Below are 16,345 nucleotides of genomic sequence, written 5' to 3'. Positions count from 1 at the left end.
TTAACCAAAAGAACACCGAGAAACTCACGCCACAAATGAATCAAAGTGTATCGTAAATAAAACGCTGAATATTAATTTACACTTAGTTCAATATTAATTAACCATAAAAAATGCCACTCATTTGAGTGGCATTAATATTGAAACACTGAGTAATGATTGATTACTTAAAGTTGGCAACCTTCAACACTTTTTGAGTTCTCATAAACAATATCGCCTACAGGATTGTAGTCAGCAGCTTTAATCACTTGTTTCTCTTTCAAGAAAGAATAGAGTAAATCAGCATCAACAAAACCCGTTTGAATTGGGCTGGTTAGTTTAGGATAACCGTCACCACCCGCAGCATTAAAGCTAGGTACAGTGAACTTATAAGTGGCTGTTGGGCTAAAATCCTTGCCACCGATGTCGCTGATGTTGGCTGTTTTAGCCACACAGTCAATGGTCATTTTAACACCAGTGATTTGTGCATAACCACCAGAACCAACTTGAAGACTGCCGACTGCGCCTAAATAAGCAGCAACTTCAGTACCCGTCATTTCGTTAAGGGTAACCATATTACCAAATGGCTGAACAGTCAGCACGTCACGGTAACTAATGTTGCCTGGTTGGATAGATGCACGTACACCGCCTGAGTTCATTACACCAAAATCAGCAGTCACTTTAGCACTTTGTGCCATCGCTAACATACGGCCTAAGTTAGTTTGCTTATTACGCACGTTTGCACGCTCACCATCTAACAGGGCATCCGTTGTCGCAATGACTTCGTCTAACTTAGCTTGACCTTTCTCTTGATAGTAAGAAAGCAGCTCTTTTAACTCTGAATCCGGTTCAATTTTAGTGCCAGCTAAGTCAGCAGTTTTCTTACCAGCATCATCCAGTTTGCGCATATTCACAGGGACAAGCTTGTAGCTCGCTAGATGGAGTTCACCGTTAAAGTATTCAAAATCTGCACGGCCAACATATTTACCCCATTCATGGGCTTGCATGATCCAAGTGCCATTTTGTTTATCAGGTGCACATGCATCACCAGGCTTAAAGGCTGCATAAGCTTTGTTGTCAGTTCCCGGTTCCATACACACTGGATTCTGTGAATGACCACCGATAACAACTTGTAAATCCCCTTCTTTCAATGCGCGAGCCATAGCCACATCGCCAGGGGCATTACTACCATTTTTACCATCTGCGTAATGACCCATGTGCGTGGTAGCGAAAATGATATCTGCTGCTTTGGCATCTTTAATTTCTTTAATCACTTTAGCAACTTCCACCTTGGGATCGGTGAATGTTAGATCGCTAATGTATTCTGGATTACCAATCTTAGCAGTGTCTTCTGTCGTTAAACCAATAACAGCAACTTTAAGACCATTAATGTCAAATACTTTATAGGCATCAAAATAACGTTCGCCAGGTTTGCCTTCGGCATTTTTACGGTAAATGTTCGCCGCTAACATAGGGAATTCAGCAAGGCGACGCTGCATATCAAGTACTGATAACGGATTGTCAAACTCATGGTTACCAACAGCCATGGCGTCATAACCAATTTTATTCATGCCCGTAAAGTCTGGTATGGCATCTTGAAGATCAGATTCTGGTACACCCGTATTAATATCACCACCAGATAATAATAAGGTTTGACTGCCATTCTTACTCACTTCTGCACGAATTTGATCAACCAGAGTTTTCTGAGCGGCTAAACCGTATTCACCATCACTGTTTTCCCAGAAACGGCCATGGTTGTCATTGGTATGTAAAACGGTAAACGTTTTACAAGCACTTCCCGCTTCAGCACACGTTGTTGGAACTTTATCGTCATCACTATTATTACAACCCGCAAGTGCAGCGAGAACAGCAGTTGCAACTAATCCTTTAATAAGCATATGTCTCATTACATCAACCCCTTGATTTTAATTATTTTATCATAGAAAGATTGCCGTGAACTCCATCAAGTTCAGCGTCACGGATAATAGCAAATAATAAAGATAAATTGTGTCATTTTTATTAAAAACTTGACATTTATATGAAATTTAGCGGGCATTTTAAGAAGGATTTGTTTCATATAAAAAATAAGCTGAATAACTGATTTTTATATATTTAGAGAATACAAAATAAAAATGGAATAAATGGATTTTAATCGTTTGTTATAAATAACTTAGGAAATATGAAAAAACATCGCGATTGTTCCTTTAAAAAAACAAGCATGGGTAAATTTCAACTTACCGCATGCTGTTTTTATCAGCAATTAGACTTGTCTACATTTCAAATCGCTGTAATAACCATTTAGAAATCGCTTTCAATTGTTCAGGAATGACAGAATGTGGCATAGGATAAGTCTGCCACGTAACATGATAGCCGCCCGCCGTTAAGGCTTCTTTTGCTAACATTCCAGCGGATAATGGTACAACATCATCCTGTAGACCGTGTTGCTGTAATATGGGTGTATTGCGATTCGCCGCACTTACTTCAGCGGGTAACACATCGCCCGTCGGCAAATAGCAAGACAACGCCATAATCCCTGCAAGTGGCTCAGGGAAACGCAGTCCAGAGAATAAACTCATTACTCCCCCCTGACTGAATCCCGCTAATACGATACGTTGGTTCGCAATACCCGCCGCAATTTGTTCATTAATTAATGCGGCAACCATTTTTTCCGACTCAAGCACGCCTTGCATATCGGCTCTGTCATGCAAATCCATGCTTTTAATATCGTACCAAGCGCGCATAACGTAGCCACCATTAATGGTCACGGCTTGCTCTGGTGCATGGGGAAAAATAAATCGAATAGCATGATCTACAGGTAAGCCTAATGCAGGCACTACGGGAGCAAATCCGGCCCCCGAATCCCCTAATCCATGTAACCAAATAACCACAGCCGTAGCAGGAGTCTTAGGTTCGACAACAATACGCTCAAGAAAAACTGACATACTAAAAATTCCCAATTCGATATTAAACACTCATCAACTAAAAAATGATGATAAATCTATACGTTAAACACTCATCACCACTCGGGCACAGGTTATTCAGCATCCATGCCCAGCACATCTTGAATCGCACGTAACTGAGCATTTGAGTCCAATACTAAGCTCCAACGTACACCGCCACCATCGGCGATCAGCATAGGAGGCTGACGTCTCAAGCCGATATCCTCAGCACTCGCTTGCAGTACGATACTGGCAACGTTGAGGCGCACTTGAACCTCGAACTCAGTAACGATTAACTTACCCTGCGAAAAATCTAACACCATTATGATAACCGCCCTATGTGAAAACGCCGTCATCATAGCAAACTTGTGCTCTTTTACCGATGGCATTTCCTGACCAGCATTCAAGCCATTAAAGTTTGATTACATTTGAGCTAACAGTGAGATAACAAATCCAGTGAATTATCAGGTAAACTTTTGCGCTAATAGAGTGGGTTAACAGAAAACCAAGCTGAATTGATGGTCTTATCGCCCCAAACTCGAACTAACATACTTCATCATTAGGCTACTATAAATAATGCTTTCACTTCGTCGAACCGTCCTTTACAGCACCCTAGTCTTTGCCCTGCAACTAATTCCCTGCGCTTATGCCAATAGCACTCCAAATACCTTAACCACTGAGCCTACTGCCACTGTTGTACAAGCTGATACGCAGCAGAACCAAGATGCACTGACCTACGCCAATTACACTGAAGTCAGCGTGAGTCATTTGGAACTAGCCCTTGTAGTTGATTTTAAGCAAAACCGCTTATCCGGTGAAGCCACCCTCGATTTAGCTTGGCATAAGGCGGGGAAAGAACTCATCTTAGATACTCGAGATCTGACGATTAACAGCGTAAGTGCTTTAAATACAGCGGGGAAATGGCAAAGCATGCCATTCACGTTAGCCAAAGCGGACGCTGTAAAAGGCGCGGCGCTGACCATCAAACTTGCTGATGAAAATAGTCAAAAGGTCAAAATCAATTACCACACATCGAATAATCCGTCTGGTATTCAATGGTTAACCCCTGAGCAAACCCAAGGTAAACAGTTGCCTTTTATGTTCAGTCAGAGTCAGGCGATTCACGCCCGCAGTTGGATCCCACTGCAAGATACGCCAGCCGTTCGCCAAACCTATAGCGCAACAATTACTGCCGATAAAGCCATAACTGTGGTCATGAGTGCCGATCGCAAGACCCTGTCGAGCACTCAGACCCAATTCACTATGCCGCAGGCTATTCCAGCTTATTTGATTGCTATTGCGGCCGGACATCTAAAGTTTGCTTCCTTAGATAACATCTCGGGCATTTGGGCTGAGCCAGAGATCCTCGACAAAGCGAGCAAAGAATTTGCCGACACGCCAGAAATGATCAAAATCGCGGCTAAACGTTATGGCGATTACCCTTGGGGACGTTATGACTTACTTATCTTGCCACCAAGTTTCCCCTTTGGCGGCATGGAAAACCCGCGTTTGTCTTTTATTACACCCACAGTGATCGCGGGTGATAAAAGCTTAGTGAGCCTCATCGCCCACGAACTTGCGCACTCGTGGTCGGGTAATTTAGTGACCAACGCCACTTGGCGCGATCTCTGGCTTAATGAAGGTTTTACGACCTATGTTGAGAACCGCATCATGGAAGATCTCTATGGTCGTGACCGAGCGCTGATGGAGCAAACCATCGGCTACTCTGAATTGCTTGCCGAGCTTGCAGAACTTACTCCTGCCGATTCAGTGCTACATCTCAATCTCGGTAAACGTTCGCCCGACGAAGCCTTCAGCGGTGTCCCTTATGTAAAAGGCCAGTTGTTCTTAATATTTTTAGAGCAAAAATTTGGCCGTGAACGCTTCGACACTTTTGTAAAAAGCTACTTCGATCATTTTGCATTTCAGAGTATTACTACGGCGCAATTCCGTGAATATTTATCTTTGAATCTATTAAACAAATATCCCCATCTTGTCAGTGAAGGCGAAGTGGATACTTGGATTGAAGGTCAAGGTTTACCGTCATTTCTTGTGCCGCCTAATTCCCATGCCTTCGATGATATTGATGCTCAAAGACAAACTTGGCTCGAGGGTAAACTCAGTGCAAGCGAGTTGAAAACCAGCACTTGGACAGTCCACCAGTGGTTAAGATTCATCAATGAAATGCCAAGGATCAATCTAGATCAAACCAAACTTGCCGAGCTAGATAAGGCGTTCCATTTTACGGGCACTGGCAACAGTGAAATTGCTTTCGCATGGTATTCACTCGCCCTAGACAACGGCTATTACGCAGTACTACCCGCATTAAAACAACACTTAACCCATATTGGCCGCATGCGCTTAATCGTGCCTTTATATCAAAAGCTAGCAAGCTCTGATAAATACGACTGGGCCAAGAGTGTCTATCTCAAGGCTCACAGCGGCTACCATCCCCAAACCCAAGCAAGCCTAGATATGATGTTTGCCGACAAACCACTCGAGCATGAACATAGCCATTAGCGAGATAAAGAGCCATTAGCGGTTGCGACAATCATTAAGCCATTAGCACCATAAAAACAAAAAGCCCAAACCTAGGTTTGGGCTTTTGCTATTTAATCTTTAGCCTCGATTCATTCAACTCATACTGAACTTATACTCCACTCACATTGAGTCAGATAAAAGCCAAGTTCGAAGCCGAGCCCGAAGCCTAAAGATTAGTGGTGATGACCACCTGCACCATGGGCATGACCGTGGGCGATTTCTTCATCACTCGCATCACGGGCACCTACGACTTCAATATCAAATGTCAGTTCGCGGCCGGCTAATGGATGGTTTACATCCACAGTCGCCATAAACTTACCCATTTTAACGATAGTCACTTGGCGCTGACCTTGGTCGGTATTAACCACAGCTGTCATGCCTGGTTTCCACACAGTCGCACCCAGTAAATGCTTAACTGACACACGTTGGTGTGCGTCAGCATCAGCTACACGCTCACCGTAGGTTTCAGCGGCAGGCAAGGTTACAGTGAACTTTTCACCTATGGCTTTACCGTTTATCGCGTTTTCTACACCAGGCATCATGTTGTCATGACCGTGTAAATAGGCAATAGGATCGCGACCTTCGTTCGTCTCGATCACTTCACCTTTCTCGTCGCGCAGTGTGTAGTTAAACTGCACAACCATATCGTCTTTAATGCTCATCGAATATCCTTTGATTTTCTTCGATTTCAATTGTGGGCCGAGCTTAACAAAACTGCGCTTTTCACTCCACTTTTTTATCCGGCCTCAAAGCACTCAAAACCCGTAGCGAGCGCTCTTTGGCTACAGTGACAGTAACTACAGTGATAGTCCTAAAGCGGTAAACACCTCTGGGCTTGGGAAGCCATCGGCAATCATCTGTTTGCTACGTTGAAAGGCTTGCAACCCTGCCATAGAGTTACGTCCCAACACGCCATCAGGCTTACCAACATCAAATCCAGCCTCGTTCAGTTTTGTTTGCAGTTGCTTTACTTGCTCGCGGCTTAGGCGTGGTTGCTCAGGCGGACTGACTGTCAAGGGTTGTCCACCATTAATACGATCGGCCAAGTGCCCTACCGTAATGGCATAAAATTCGGAGCGATTCCAACGCATGATCACATTAAAATTCTCATAACCTAAAAATGCTGGGCCTGTGTGTCCCGCAGGCAAATACAGCGCAGCTTGAATATCGACGGCAGGCAAAGGTTGCCCATTCGACTGCGTTACATTGAGCGCAGCCCATTCAGATAACGACAAGGGCTGTTTCGCACCTAAATGACTGTAACTAAAATCCTTTGGCAACAAGACTTCACGCCCCCAACGCTGATTACGCTGCCAACCTAAGTGCTGTAAAAAATTCGCGGCAGAAGTGAGCGCATCTGTAGTGCTATTCCATAAATCGGCCTTACCATCGCCATCGCCATCGACCGCATATTTGGCATACGCAGAAGGCATAAATTGCGTATGTCCCATAGCACCTGCCCATGATCCCACCATAGTGTCATCATCGAACTGATACTTTTCTTTCAGTTTTAAGGCTTGCATCAGCTCTATGGTGAAATAATTGCTACGGCGTGGCTCACAGGCCAAAGTCGCCAGCGAATTCAATACCGACATTTTGCCTTTATAGGAACCGTAGTTCGTTTCCAGCCCCCAAAAAGACAAGATATATTGCGGCGGAACGCCGTATTTTTGCGCTAATTGATTGAGTAGAACACTGTGCTTTTGCAATAAGCGGCGGCCTTCATTGACCCGCCATTCGGTCGCGCGCTTACTGAAATAATTATCAAATGTCTGGCTGAATTCGGGTTGCTGTTGGTCCAGCTCAATCACTCGAGGGACAAATTTCAAGTTCGCAATGGTAGAGTTTATCGTCGCCTCTGACAGGCCTTCTGCACGTGCCCGCGCTTGCAGTCCAGTCAAGCACATTGGAAACGCCTCAGCATTAGATTGTACACTAACACTGATATCGGGCATTTGATTGACTTCAGCAGCTATGCCACTTGCTTTAGAGCTGGTTGCATTAGCACTCGCCGTTGGCGCACTTGAACAGGCACTCAGACTGACACAGGCGGCAATACTCGCAAACAGATAAGTTAACCCTTTAATTTTAATCAAATCAACAACTCCAATATTTGATCTCACAACAATGACACAGTAATCACACTGCTGTGGCTAAACACGACAATATTCCGTCTTCAAGAGGGAATTGCCCTAGAGAGATATTCGCCTTGGCATAACGAGTTAAAGGTTAGAATCCAAAACACCTTTAACGGCCAAAAGCATAGAAGACACGTTTCTCCACCACGTAAAGCCCCTATCTGAGCCACATTTAGTCAGTAAAATAGCCAGTACCAAGGCGACTCATTACCAATAATCCTGACCCATAGTGACACGTAACACAATCCTTATCGCCATAAATACCTTGCGGCATAGGCTTATTGCTCAGTTATCCAACACAAAAAAAATCTTAACAAAGAATCCCTTGGTATCGCAGCACGTTACCGTATAATGGATAAGTTAACAGCACACATCAAAGAGACCTATCATGACTGAAATCAATGCGGCTTTGGCTGGCTTTATCAAAAATGTAAAACAACATCAGACGCTTTGGGGTCTAATGGATGAAACTGGCGAAGGCTGGGTCGTTTGTGATTCTTCAGAATTTGAAGACACAGATGTGATGCCATTATGGTCAAATGAAGCTACTGCAAAATCCCATTGCAGCGACGAATGGCACGACTATCAACCCGTTTCTATTTCATTAGAAGAATTTCTAGAATATTGGGTCTCAGATCTAAACGACGATGGTGTATTGATCGGTGTTGATTGGCAAACCGATGAAGATTGTCTTGAACTTGATCCAATTGTTTTAGCAAAAGATTTGGTTGATGTTGAAGAAGTTTAATCGCTTCAGTATGCCATTGATGATATCAAGGACTGAGGTGCTCATTCCTTGATGTCTGCTATTCCGCTTATCGATATTCCCTTCGACAAACGCCATACCTGCTGGTTTTGTGGCGAACCGAGCCATCAACACTTCGAATATATTGCACACACACATACACCACATTCTTCATTAGCTGTGCCCGCCTGCAGCGAATGTTTGCGATTAGCCAAACAACATACTCTTAGCTCCATTTGGGATTGTCGTATGGCCGTCAAAGATGCACTGATGCGTATTTATGCGAAACACCTCGCCATTGGGATTAATTGGACCGAAGAAGAGCTTGCTGAGTCCGAATTCTCCTGCAAAGTGTTTGAAGGTTTTAAAAAAAGTGCTTGGATGATGTACCAAATTGCCCGCGACCGTATCAATGCGCCCGGTTGGCCACTGGTATTAGAGGGCGAAGAAATTGACGACCAAGGTTATAGCGCAGGTTTTGAATTCGATGGCGTGACTTTTAATTCAGTCAATGCCGCTATCCAATACTATTCGACGCAATTCACCTTAGATCCACAGTTTTTTGCCGAACTTGTGCGCCTCGTCGGCCGAGCAAGATTCAACTATGCCTTAAGGCTCGCCCGTATCCATATCGCCGCCGCCAAAGAAATGAAGCGCCAAGTATTACACGATGTAGCAGCCGAATTAGCGTTATAATCTAGCGAGTTATAGGTAGTGGGTTGGCAGATGTTTGCAGAAAAGCAGTTGAAAAAGTAGCAGTTAAAAGAATGTGATTCAAAGACCGTATTAAAAACTGTTATTAAAGCGTTCATTCAAAGCGCCGAACCTATCGATGATCGACTCAAGGTCAATCACCGATAGTTCGAATCTCAAAATGCGATCAGTGATTGATCACTTGTCTTAATCTTTCTTGCACCACTTCCACCAGCAAATCCGGTTGGAACTTAGAAATAAACTTATCACAGCCCACTTTTTCAACCATGGCATGGTTAAAACTGCCACTCAACGAAGTATTTAAGGTGATGAATAAATCCGACATAGCTTTATCGCTACGCACTTCAGAAGTGAGCTTGTAACCGTCCATTTCGGGCATTTCGGCATCGGTAATCATCATCAATAATTCTTTGGCAACTTGTTTACCTTCATCGCGCCATTTCTGCAATAACGTCAGTGCTTGTAAGCCATCAGATGCCTCAATAATTTCGATACCCAGTTGGCCTAACGTTTCACGCACTTGACGTCTGGCGGTCGATGAATCATCCACAATCAGGATTTTTCTGCCAGGCATTTCATGGACTAAGGTTTCGTCGAGTACACCTTCAGATAAACGGATATCGTAGTGAATGATCTCCGCCAAGACTTTTTCTACGTCGATAATAGACACTAACTGCGACTGACCTTGATGCTCTATGCGAGTAATTGCCGTTAGATAATTATTACGCCCAGCCGTTTTCGGCGGCGGCATAATATCGCTCCAAGTCATGTTGATAATGTGTTCAACCTTACCAACTAAGAACCCCTGCACACTACGGTTATATTCTGTGATGATCATATTGGCATCTTCGTTAGGCGGCACGGGCTTAAACCCTATGGCCGAACGTAAATCAATCACGGGGATAGAAATCCCACGAATATTAGCAATACCAGAAATATGCGGATGACTACCCGGCATTGCATTCAAGGGAGGAAGCTTGACGACTTCTTTGACTTTAAAGACGTTAATGGCAAATAACTGCGTGGAATTAATGCTAAAGAGCAACAACTCAAGTCGGTTCTCACCAACGAGTTTGGTACGCTGATCTACGGTTGCAAGTACGTTTGCCATAATGCTGCTTCTCTACTCTTGAGGAAAATCCTTTCCCCACATGCGACGGATTAGCTCAAATTATAGCGGTAAACTCCCATGAAGAACCATGCCGAGAGTCTATTTTATCTAAAAATTACAACCACTCTCGCAAAGTTCGGCCATAAACTTCGTTTAGCGCATCTCAGATATCTGCATCCCTAAGCTGATATCTTCAGATAATACGCGGCATTGCTAATATTTGGTCTTAGTGTTAACGCTATCATTTAATCCTAACGATTCAATTTAGGTTAAGCATCAACTCTAACGCCTAACGCAATATTTTCTGGGCGAGCACCATACCCGCAAGATTAAAGGCATTTCTATCGCGGACAATCTCAAATCCCAGCTGGCGCAATACCGTTAACAAATCACTATGATCAAAGCGATTCTGCTGTGGATGCTCAAATAAGCGCCGGCTCAATGGGTTACAAATTGCGGCACGATATAAATCCTCTATCACAAAGTATCCGTTCGGTTTCAGCACCCTTACAACTTCCTTAATGGCCGCTTGCCACTCTGGAATATGGTGAAATACGGCAAAATCAAACACCATATCAAACTCGCTATCGGCAAAGGGTAAACATGTTGCATCAGCAACCGAGAAACTCAGCCCTTTTAATCCTTGCGGCCGAGATTGCCAGCGGGATTGTGCGGAGGCAACCATGTCAGGGTCGATATCCACGGCCGTGATATGTCCCGCGCCAAAATGTTCGCGGATCAACTGAATGCCGTTACCAAACCCACAACCTATTTCTAACGCGCGTTCGCACAAAGCCATAGGTTTTGGCATCATAGAGGTCAATAAGGGCGCTTCGAGATGATTTTGTAGCCAAAAACGTAATGGATGCTGAACGATCTTTTTCTCAAATGGATTTAATTTCATGCCATCCTCTCACTATGGGTAAACTACTGTTGAATAATTTTACTGATCGAACTGCCATTATGGTACGTAATGATAGGAACATAAGTTCACCAGAGGCCACGATGAAATTACCTCTTTTTCCATTACCCATTTGTTTATTGCCCGAAGGTTACACGCAACTGCGGGTATTTGAACCTAGATATAAGCGCTTGGTCGCCGAATCATTAAAGTCAGGCCAAGGCTTTGGCTTATGTATGCTTGAAGAGGATGGTAAAACCATTCAGCCCATAGGCACCTTAGTGCATATTATTGATTTTGAAACCTTACCAGACGGACTATTAGGGATCAGTATTCAAGGTTCAAAACGCTTTAAACTTGATAAAATCAGTGTCGAAGCTGATGGTTTAAAGCGCGGAGACGTCAGTTTAATCGACAATTGGCCTGCTGTACGTATTGCGACCGATGAACGTTACTTGAGTCAAATGTTACAAAACATTCTTAAGGAATATCCGCAACATCTCAAGCACTACCAAACAGAACAGTTCGATGATATCGCTTGGGTCTGCCAGCGCTGGCTAGAAATATTACCCGTACAAGCATCCGAAAAGTACACCTGCATTAATGCCTTAGATCATATTATGACCCGAGATCTATTGCGCGCCGTCATTAAATAATACTGTGAATGATCCTTTATTTAAGCCACTTCGTATTGATTGAAAGTTTGACAGCAAAAATGGGCTCAGAAGTGCAACACACTTCTCAATTTTGTCGTTACTGATATCACACTCAGCACTCACGACTGCGATAAGAGCGAAAATAATGGAAAATATTCAATCACAAAGCAGGCAAACTCGGTATCATGTCCCAATCACGTCTCTGACTAATTCGGCTATGGATAACGAAATTCCAGCTTCCCAAACCTGCGAGCCTCAAGCGGATGCTTTAATCACGTTTATGCTACAAGTAGCAGACAACCGAGACAGAGCCGCCTTTGGTCACTTATTCCAGCATTTCATGCCCAAGATCCGAGCCTTTGGTTTACAAAGACTGAATCAACAAGGGTTGGCGATGGATTTAGTACAAGAAACCATGACCAGCGTTTGGACTAAGGCTCATCTATATAATGCAGAAAAAGGGTCAGTGACAACTTGGGTGTTTACCATCATGCGTAATCAATGTTTCGATATGCTTAGACGGGTACAACACAATAGAGAAGATACTTTCGGTGATGATATTTGGCCGCTGTGTGATGCGACCATGGCTCAGGACACACTCGCTGATCACAAGTTGACGGCTAAATTACTCCAACATCTTGATGCCCTTCCCATAGCACAAAGACAAGTTGTGCAAGGCATTTACATGCAAGAACTCACTCAACAAGAGCTAGCCGATGCCCTAAAGGTACCAATTGGGACCATAAAGTCCCGTTTAAGATTAGGGCTAGAAAAGTTGAAAAGCTTCTTGGAGACACACAATGATTAAGCATCATCCCCAACAAGAATTACTCGTGAGCCATGCCAATGGGAACTTACCTTTATCAATGGCGATAGCAATATCCGCACACTGCCACCTATGTGAGACTTGTCGAGAGCAGCTTGCCCTATTCACAGAACAAGCTGCAAATTTAGCATTAAATCCTGATGGCGGTCATGCTGCAAATGATACGGGCGAAGAGTTGATGCACAGAGAGTATGTTGAGGTGCAACACTCAGGCGACAATCAAGAATCGGCATTGGACATTGACGCTATGATGGCGCAAATCATGGCTCAACCGGCAGCGACAAATGTGCCTAATAACGCCCCTATCGATGTCGACATAAAGCAACAGCATTACACTGTGCCCTCGGTGTTTCGTCAGCATTTGGCCCGTCCATGGCAAATATTAGGCAAAGTCAGTCGCATGCGTTTTGATGTCGACGAAACGAACACCCGCGCTAGCCTATTGCATATAGATGCCCAAGGTGAAATCCCCCAACATACCCATAAAGGTTATGAACTAACACTATTACTAGCCGGAGAGTTTTCCGATCTAAATGGTGACTATGTGCCAGGTGATTTTATCGTGCTTGACGGCCAACATCATCACTCACCGAAAACCATTAACGGTTGCTTATGCTACACAGTATTAGATGCACCGCTGCATTTTACCAAAGGTCTGAGTAAGCTACTCAATCCCATAGGTGAACTAATTTATTAAACCTTTTGACTGAGTTTTTTAAACAAGAGCAAACGCATAGATTCATTTATAAATTCAGTTTAATGAGTCCATTACATAACTGACTACGATTAATCCCATTAAAATGACCTGTTTTAGTGGGATTTTTTTATAACATTTGCCTATAAAACGGCAATATTAATCTTAGTCAATTACCACAAAAATAAAAAACAACGCACAAACCGACCTGACCTTTCCCCTTTAAATCAAGTGAATAGCCACGAAAAATACACTTTAATTCAACATTAGCAAATAAATAATGACATCGAATAAAAATTAAACTTGCATAAGCCATTTTTATTGATATACTGCACGTCGTTTTGAGATACACCTTGTTGTTTACCTTTTTAACCCAGCCTGATATTTAGCAATCAGAGTTCGGTCCTCATAAAGAAAGCCTACTACAAGCAAAACCCCATAAGCTCAATCATTCGATATCACTAAAATCATGTGGTTATGTCTGTGAACTTACCGTTCCCCTTGTTGTCATAGTATTGTCATTAAGCTATGGTCAACTGGTTGAATCGAGTTATTCCATTGACTTAATCGACAACATGAAATATTTATCGATTAAGCATCTCTTGATTAATGAATCAAAGATGGGGTAACCTCGATACTCAATAGAACGAATCTTTCGCACAATTGCTAAGGATATTTTATAGTTACAACTATCTCACCTATGGGTGAATTAACAAAAAGGAGTGTGGCATATGTCATACAAAATTAATGGACATGAAATTACAGTGAACTTCCCTGTAGATTCAATCTCAGTAAATAAAACCTCAATTGCTTTTACCGATCGTCAAGGTAAAAACAGACAGACTTTTTCTAAACGTACAGAAGCCATCAGCTTTATGAAATGGTTATTGTCCGCGAACAAATAAGTCAAAAAGTAAGTAAAACGATAAGTTAAAAATTAATACCGTAGTACCCGTTTACTCAAGTGTATTTAATCGGTTTCCATTATCTTCGCAGTACCGAGCACTTAAGTAGACTGATAGCCGAATGTCACGAACACGCTATCCTTTTTTACGTCATTATGACGAGCACATTTGGTTCAGGCTGTATCTCTCTCACACAGATACCTGCCGAACCAAATGAGTCAAATCCAGCGTTAGATCACCTCTTTCCATTGCAGCATCCGCTAATATTCATACACATGAATACTGTTCAGCACATCATCTATGCCAAAACCCAATACTCAAATTGCCATGCAAACCTTGATACACCAGATCAAAGAGACTATTCCACTCAATTTAGAAGAAGCACAACTGTGCCAGGGACAATGTTTAGGTTGTTCGAAGAAAATGCTGGAAATGTTAGATGCCGAAATCAGTTATTGGCAATTTAGTGAGGTGACGCCTAGCCTAAAAGATTTAAAAAACCTCGAAAACATTGGCCGTCGTACCTATAAAATTCTTAAACGGAACCAGTTACTGTCTTAATCGCTTGTATTTGCATTTGACTATTTATGGGGCGCTTTACTTACACGACGTAAAATAAATTCAAAACTTAACTGACAATATGACCCTAATAGAAATCACATTGCCAGTTTTATCTTCGCTATTGTCGATAGCCGTTAAAAATCACAAATCGATAAGCTCAACTTCTAGACTCTGCCAACCTTGCGCGAATATCTGCCAAAGAATATTCAGTTAATAGTTCACCATCGGCAAATACGGGAACAAACTCGCAATTGTTGACATCTTGCCAGCTGGCTTGATCTTTAAGATAAAATTGACCCTGCTCATCTTTAAATACCGCTACTAAACCCTTAGCGGATTTTTTAGTGCCATCATCAGTTTTAGGATCTTTAAATATTTCTCTATCTTTACCATCAACTTTCGCAAAGGTCGCTTTCACGGCATAACCGTCAGTATCTCGGGTCACGTGTTGATAGGTAAAACTGCCTATCCCAAACACAATATTGGTTGACGCAAAACCTTTGGCCTTTAAGCCGGCACAAATGGCTTCAGCACGTTCAATGGTAATTGAGTCGCCATAAATCAGTCCAACATGGCTATTCAGCGCTTTATACCCTTTGGCAGTTGTACTGCCCCCAAAGACATCCCACAGACACTCAATAGCGCCTTTATATTCGGGACTCCCGATTGGTGCTTGTGGATCGCCACAAATGATCTTCACAGGACAACCGGTATCAGGCCTAAAGACCACTTTACCATCGCGGGCAAGAATGCGGTCTTTTAACGCTAAGGTGAACTCTGTCATCACCTGCCAAAAATCCCAAGAATCTGAAACAATGCTGACAATGCCTGTAGGGTAAATATCTTCAATCAAACGGCGGAACGTCTCTAATTCATTCTCCATGCCACCCGCGCACATGACACTGTGCTCCGTTGCGGGCACACTGCCACCGACAAGTTCTTTATCACTATCGGCAAGGTAATATTGCTCAAGAAAATCAATGGCGGGTATGGTATCAGTCCCAGTAAAACTGAGTAAATGTGCGGCGCCGCTCATGATCGCGGCCTCTGCACCATACATGCCACGGAAACTAAAATCGTGACCCTGCCAATCAACAAAAGCGATGTCACCATCGGTTTCTAGCGCGTAAGTCTCAAATATTTTGCGGTATTGCAGCGCGGTAGTGGCACTGGTACACATACCCCACACATTAGCGGAAAGGATGGTTTCGAGATAATTGGTCAACCAAAAGAACCGCTCATCGGTATTGTACAAAATCAAGCAAGGCACTTTTAATGGATACACTGAGCCTTCAGGTAATGCCATAATTTTAATTGGTAAATAGCCTAAATCATGCAACTCCTCAATATGCTGAGTGCCAACATTATTCGGCCCGAGATAGTTATTGATACGGCGGGAGAATTGACGAATGACCTGATCTTTAGGTTGTTGAAAGAAATCACGGTTCCAACTGTCAATCAAGAAATGCTTGATAAAATATTGCAAGCCAAAAAACACCATTTGGTCAGTGTAACCACGACGGGATTTACGGGCGGTCAGGTTACTAAAAATCACCTGAGTATTATCGGGATATTGACGACGGTGGTCGACTTTGTAGCCATCAATAGCAGTAACGGGATTCAAGTACATAATATTTT

Annotated in this window: 16 protein-coding genes; 8 read left to right on the top strand and 8 right to left on the bottom strand. The window is 43.1% G+C overall.

Annotation, left to right across the window (positions count from 1 at the left end):
- Positions 1 to 164: 164 nt before the first annotated feature.
- The 3 genes from ushA to HGO26_RS19990 all read right to left on the bottom strand — a co-directional run bounded on the left by ushA (position 165) and on the right by HGO26_RS19990 (position 3,238).
- Entirely contained in the window at positions 165 to 1,883 is a 1,719-nt protein-coding gene (gene ushA, locus HGO26_RS20000; protein WP_131525008.1) for a bifunctional UDP-sugar hydrolase/5'-nucleotidase UshA, read from the bottom strand.
- Positions 1,884 to 2,246: 363 nt separating this feature from the next.
- On the bottom strand, positions 2,247 to 2,918 hold the full coding sequence (locus tag HGO26_RS19995; RefSeq protein WP_168827439.1) for an alpha/beta hydrolase: 672 nt from the start codon (positions 2,916 to 2,918) through the stop codon (positions 2,247 to 2,249).
- 92 nt (positions 2,919 to 3,010) lie between these two features.
- A complete protein-coding gene (locus HGO26_RS19990) occupies positions 3,011 to 3,238 on the bottom strand; it encodes a DUF3389 family protein (RefSeq protein WP_006082094.1) in 228 nt (75 codons plus the stop codon).
- A 253-nt stretch (positions 3,239 to 3,491) separates the two neighbouring features.
- Between HGO26_RS19990 and HGO26_RS19985 the strand changes: the two genes are divergently transcribed.
- On the top strand, positions 3,492 to 5,435 hold the full coding sequence (locus HGO26_RS19985; RefSeq protein WP_168827437.1) for a M1 family metallopeptidase: 1,944 nt from the start codon (positions 3,492 to 3,494) through the stop codon (positions 5,433 to 5,435).
- 194 nt (positions 5,436 to 5,629) lie between these two features.
- Here the strand turns inward: HGO26_RS19985 and HGO26_RS19980 are convergent, their stop codons facing one another.
- Positions 5,630 to 6,118: an FKBP-type peptidyl-prolyl cis-trans isomerase gene (locus HGO26_RS19980; RefSeq protein WP_105252202.1), complete on the bottom strand. Its 489-nt coding sequence runs from the start codon at positions 6,116 to 6,118 to the stop codon at positions 5,630 to 5,632.
- 135 nt (positions 6,119 to 6,253) lie between these two features.
- Positions 6,254 to 7,552 carry a lytic murein transglycosylase gene (locus tag HGO26_RS19975; RefSeq protein ID WP_168827435.1) on the bottom strand — a complete coding sequence of 433 codons (1,299 nt, stop codon included), beginning with the start codon at positions 7,550 to 7,552 and terminating at the stop codon, positions 6,254 to 6,256.
- A gap of 430 nt (positions 7,553 to 7,982) precedes the next feature.
- Here HGO26_RS19975 and HGO26_RS19970 point away from each other — a divergent pair, with 430 nt between their 5' ends.
- Together HGO26_RS19970 and HGO26_RS19965 are read left to right on the top strand one after the other, a co-directional pair.
- A complete protein-coding gene (locus HGO26_RS19970; RefSeq protein ID WP_028759614.1) occupies positions 7,983 to 8,342 on the top strand; it encodes a DUF2750 domain-containing protein in 360 nt (119 codons plus the stop codon).
- Between the two features lie 51 nt (positions 8,343 to 8,393).
- Positions 8,394 to 9,035, top strand: a complete 642-nt coding sequence (locus tag HGO26_RS19965) for a hypothetical protein (protein WP_168827433.1) — start codon at positions 8,394 to 8,396, stop codon at positions 9,033 to 9,035.
- A gap of 184 nt (positions 9,036 to 9,219) precedes the next feature.
- Here the strand turns inward: HGO26_RS19965 and HGO26_RS19960 are convergent, their stop codons facing one another.
- Together HGO26_RS19960 and HGO26_RS19955 are read right to left on the bottom strand one after the other, a co-directional pair.
- On the bottom strand, positions 9,220 to 10,164 hold the full coding sequence (locus HGO26_RS19960; RefSeq protein WP_168827430.1) for a chemotaxis protein CheV: 945 nt from the start codon (positions 10,162 to 10,164) through the stop codon (positions 9,220 to 9,222).
- Positions 10,165 to 10,453: 289 nt separating this feature from the next.
- Positions 10,454 to 11,068: a class I SAM-dependent methyltransferase gene (locus HGO26_RS19955; RefSeq protein ID WP_168827428.1), complete on the bottom strand. Its 615-nt coding sequence runs from the start codon at positions 11,066 to 11,068 to the stop codon at positions 10,454 to 10,456.
- A 101-nt stretch (positions 11,069 to 11,169) separates the two neighbouring features.
- Here HGO26_RS19955 and HGO26_RS19950 point away from each other — a divergent pair, with 101 nt between their 5' ends.
- The 5 genes from HGO26_RS19950 (at position 11,170) to HGO26_RS19930 (ending at position 14,707) form a co-directional block, all read left to right on the top strand.
- Entirely contained in the window at positions 11,170 to 11,721 is a 552-nt protein-coding gene (locus HGO26_RS19950) for an LON peptidase substrate-binding domain-containing protein (RefSeq protein WP_028759610.1), read from the top strand.
- A gap of 145 nt (positions 11,722 to 11,866) precedes the next feature.
- Complete coding sequence (locus HGO26_RS19945) at positions 11,867 to 12,529, top strand: sigma-70 family RNA polymerase sigma factor (RefSeq protein WP_168827427.1); 663 nt, start codon at positions 11,867 to 11,869, stop codon at positions 12,527 to 12,529.
- Positions 12,522 to 13,244 carry a ChrR family anti-sigma-E factor gene (locus HGO26_RS19940; protein WP_168827424.1) on the top strand — a complete coding sequence of 241 codons (723 nt, stop codon included), beginning with the start codon at positions 12,522 to 12,524 and terminating at the stop codon, positions 13,242 to 13,244. Before HGO26_RS19945 ends, HGO26_RS19940 begins: the two co-directional genes overlap by 8 nt.
- Positions 13,245 to 13,972: 728 nt before the next feature.
- On the top strand, positions 13,973 to 14,146 hold the full coding sequence (locus tag HGO26_RS19935) for a hypothetical protein (RefSeq protein ID WP_006082106.1): 174 nt from the start codon (positions 13,973 to 13,975) through the stop codon (positions 14,144 to 14,146).
- A 300-nt stretch (positions 14,147 to 14,446) separates the two neighbouring features.
- Entirely contained in the window at positions 14,447 to 14,707 is a 261-nt protein-coding gene (locus HGO26_RS19930) for a hypothetical protein (RefSeq protein ID WP_168827422.1), read from the top strand.
- 157 nt (positions 14,708 to 14,864) lie between these two features.
- On the opposite strand, the gene HGO26_RS19925 is transcribed toward HGO26_RS19930, so the two are convergent.
- On the bottom strand, positions 14,865 to 16,337 hold the full coding sequence (locus HGO26_RS19925; RefSeq protein WP_168827420.1) for a nicotinate phosphoribosyltransferase: 1,473 nt from the start codon (positions 16,335 to 16,337) through the stop codon (positions 14,865 to 14,867).
- Positions 16,338 to 16,345 lie beyond the last annotated feature (8 nt).

The organism is Shewanella oncorhynchi, from assembly GCF_012584455.1.
Lineage (GTDB): Bacteria > Pseudomonadota > Gammaproteobacteria > Enterobacterales > Shewanellaceae > Shewanella > Shewanella oncorhynchi.
The sequence above is the reverse complement of the archived record's forward strand: the minus strand, read 5'-3'. Positions and strand labels throughout refer to the sequence as shown.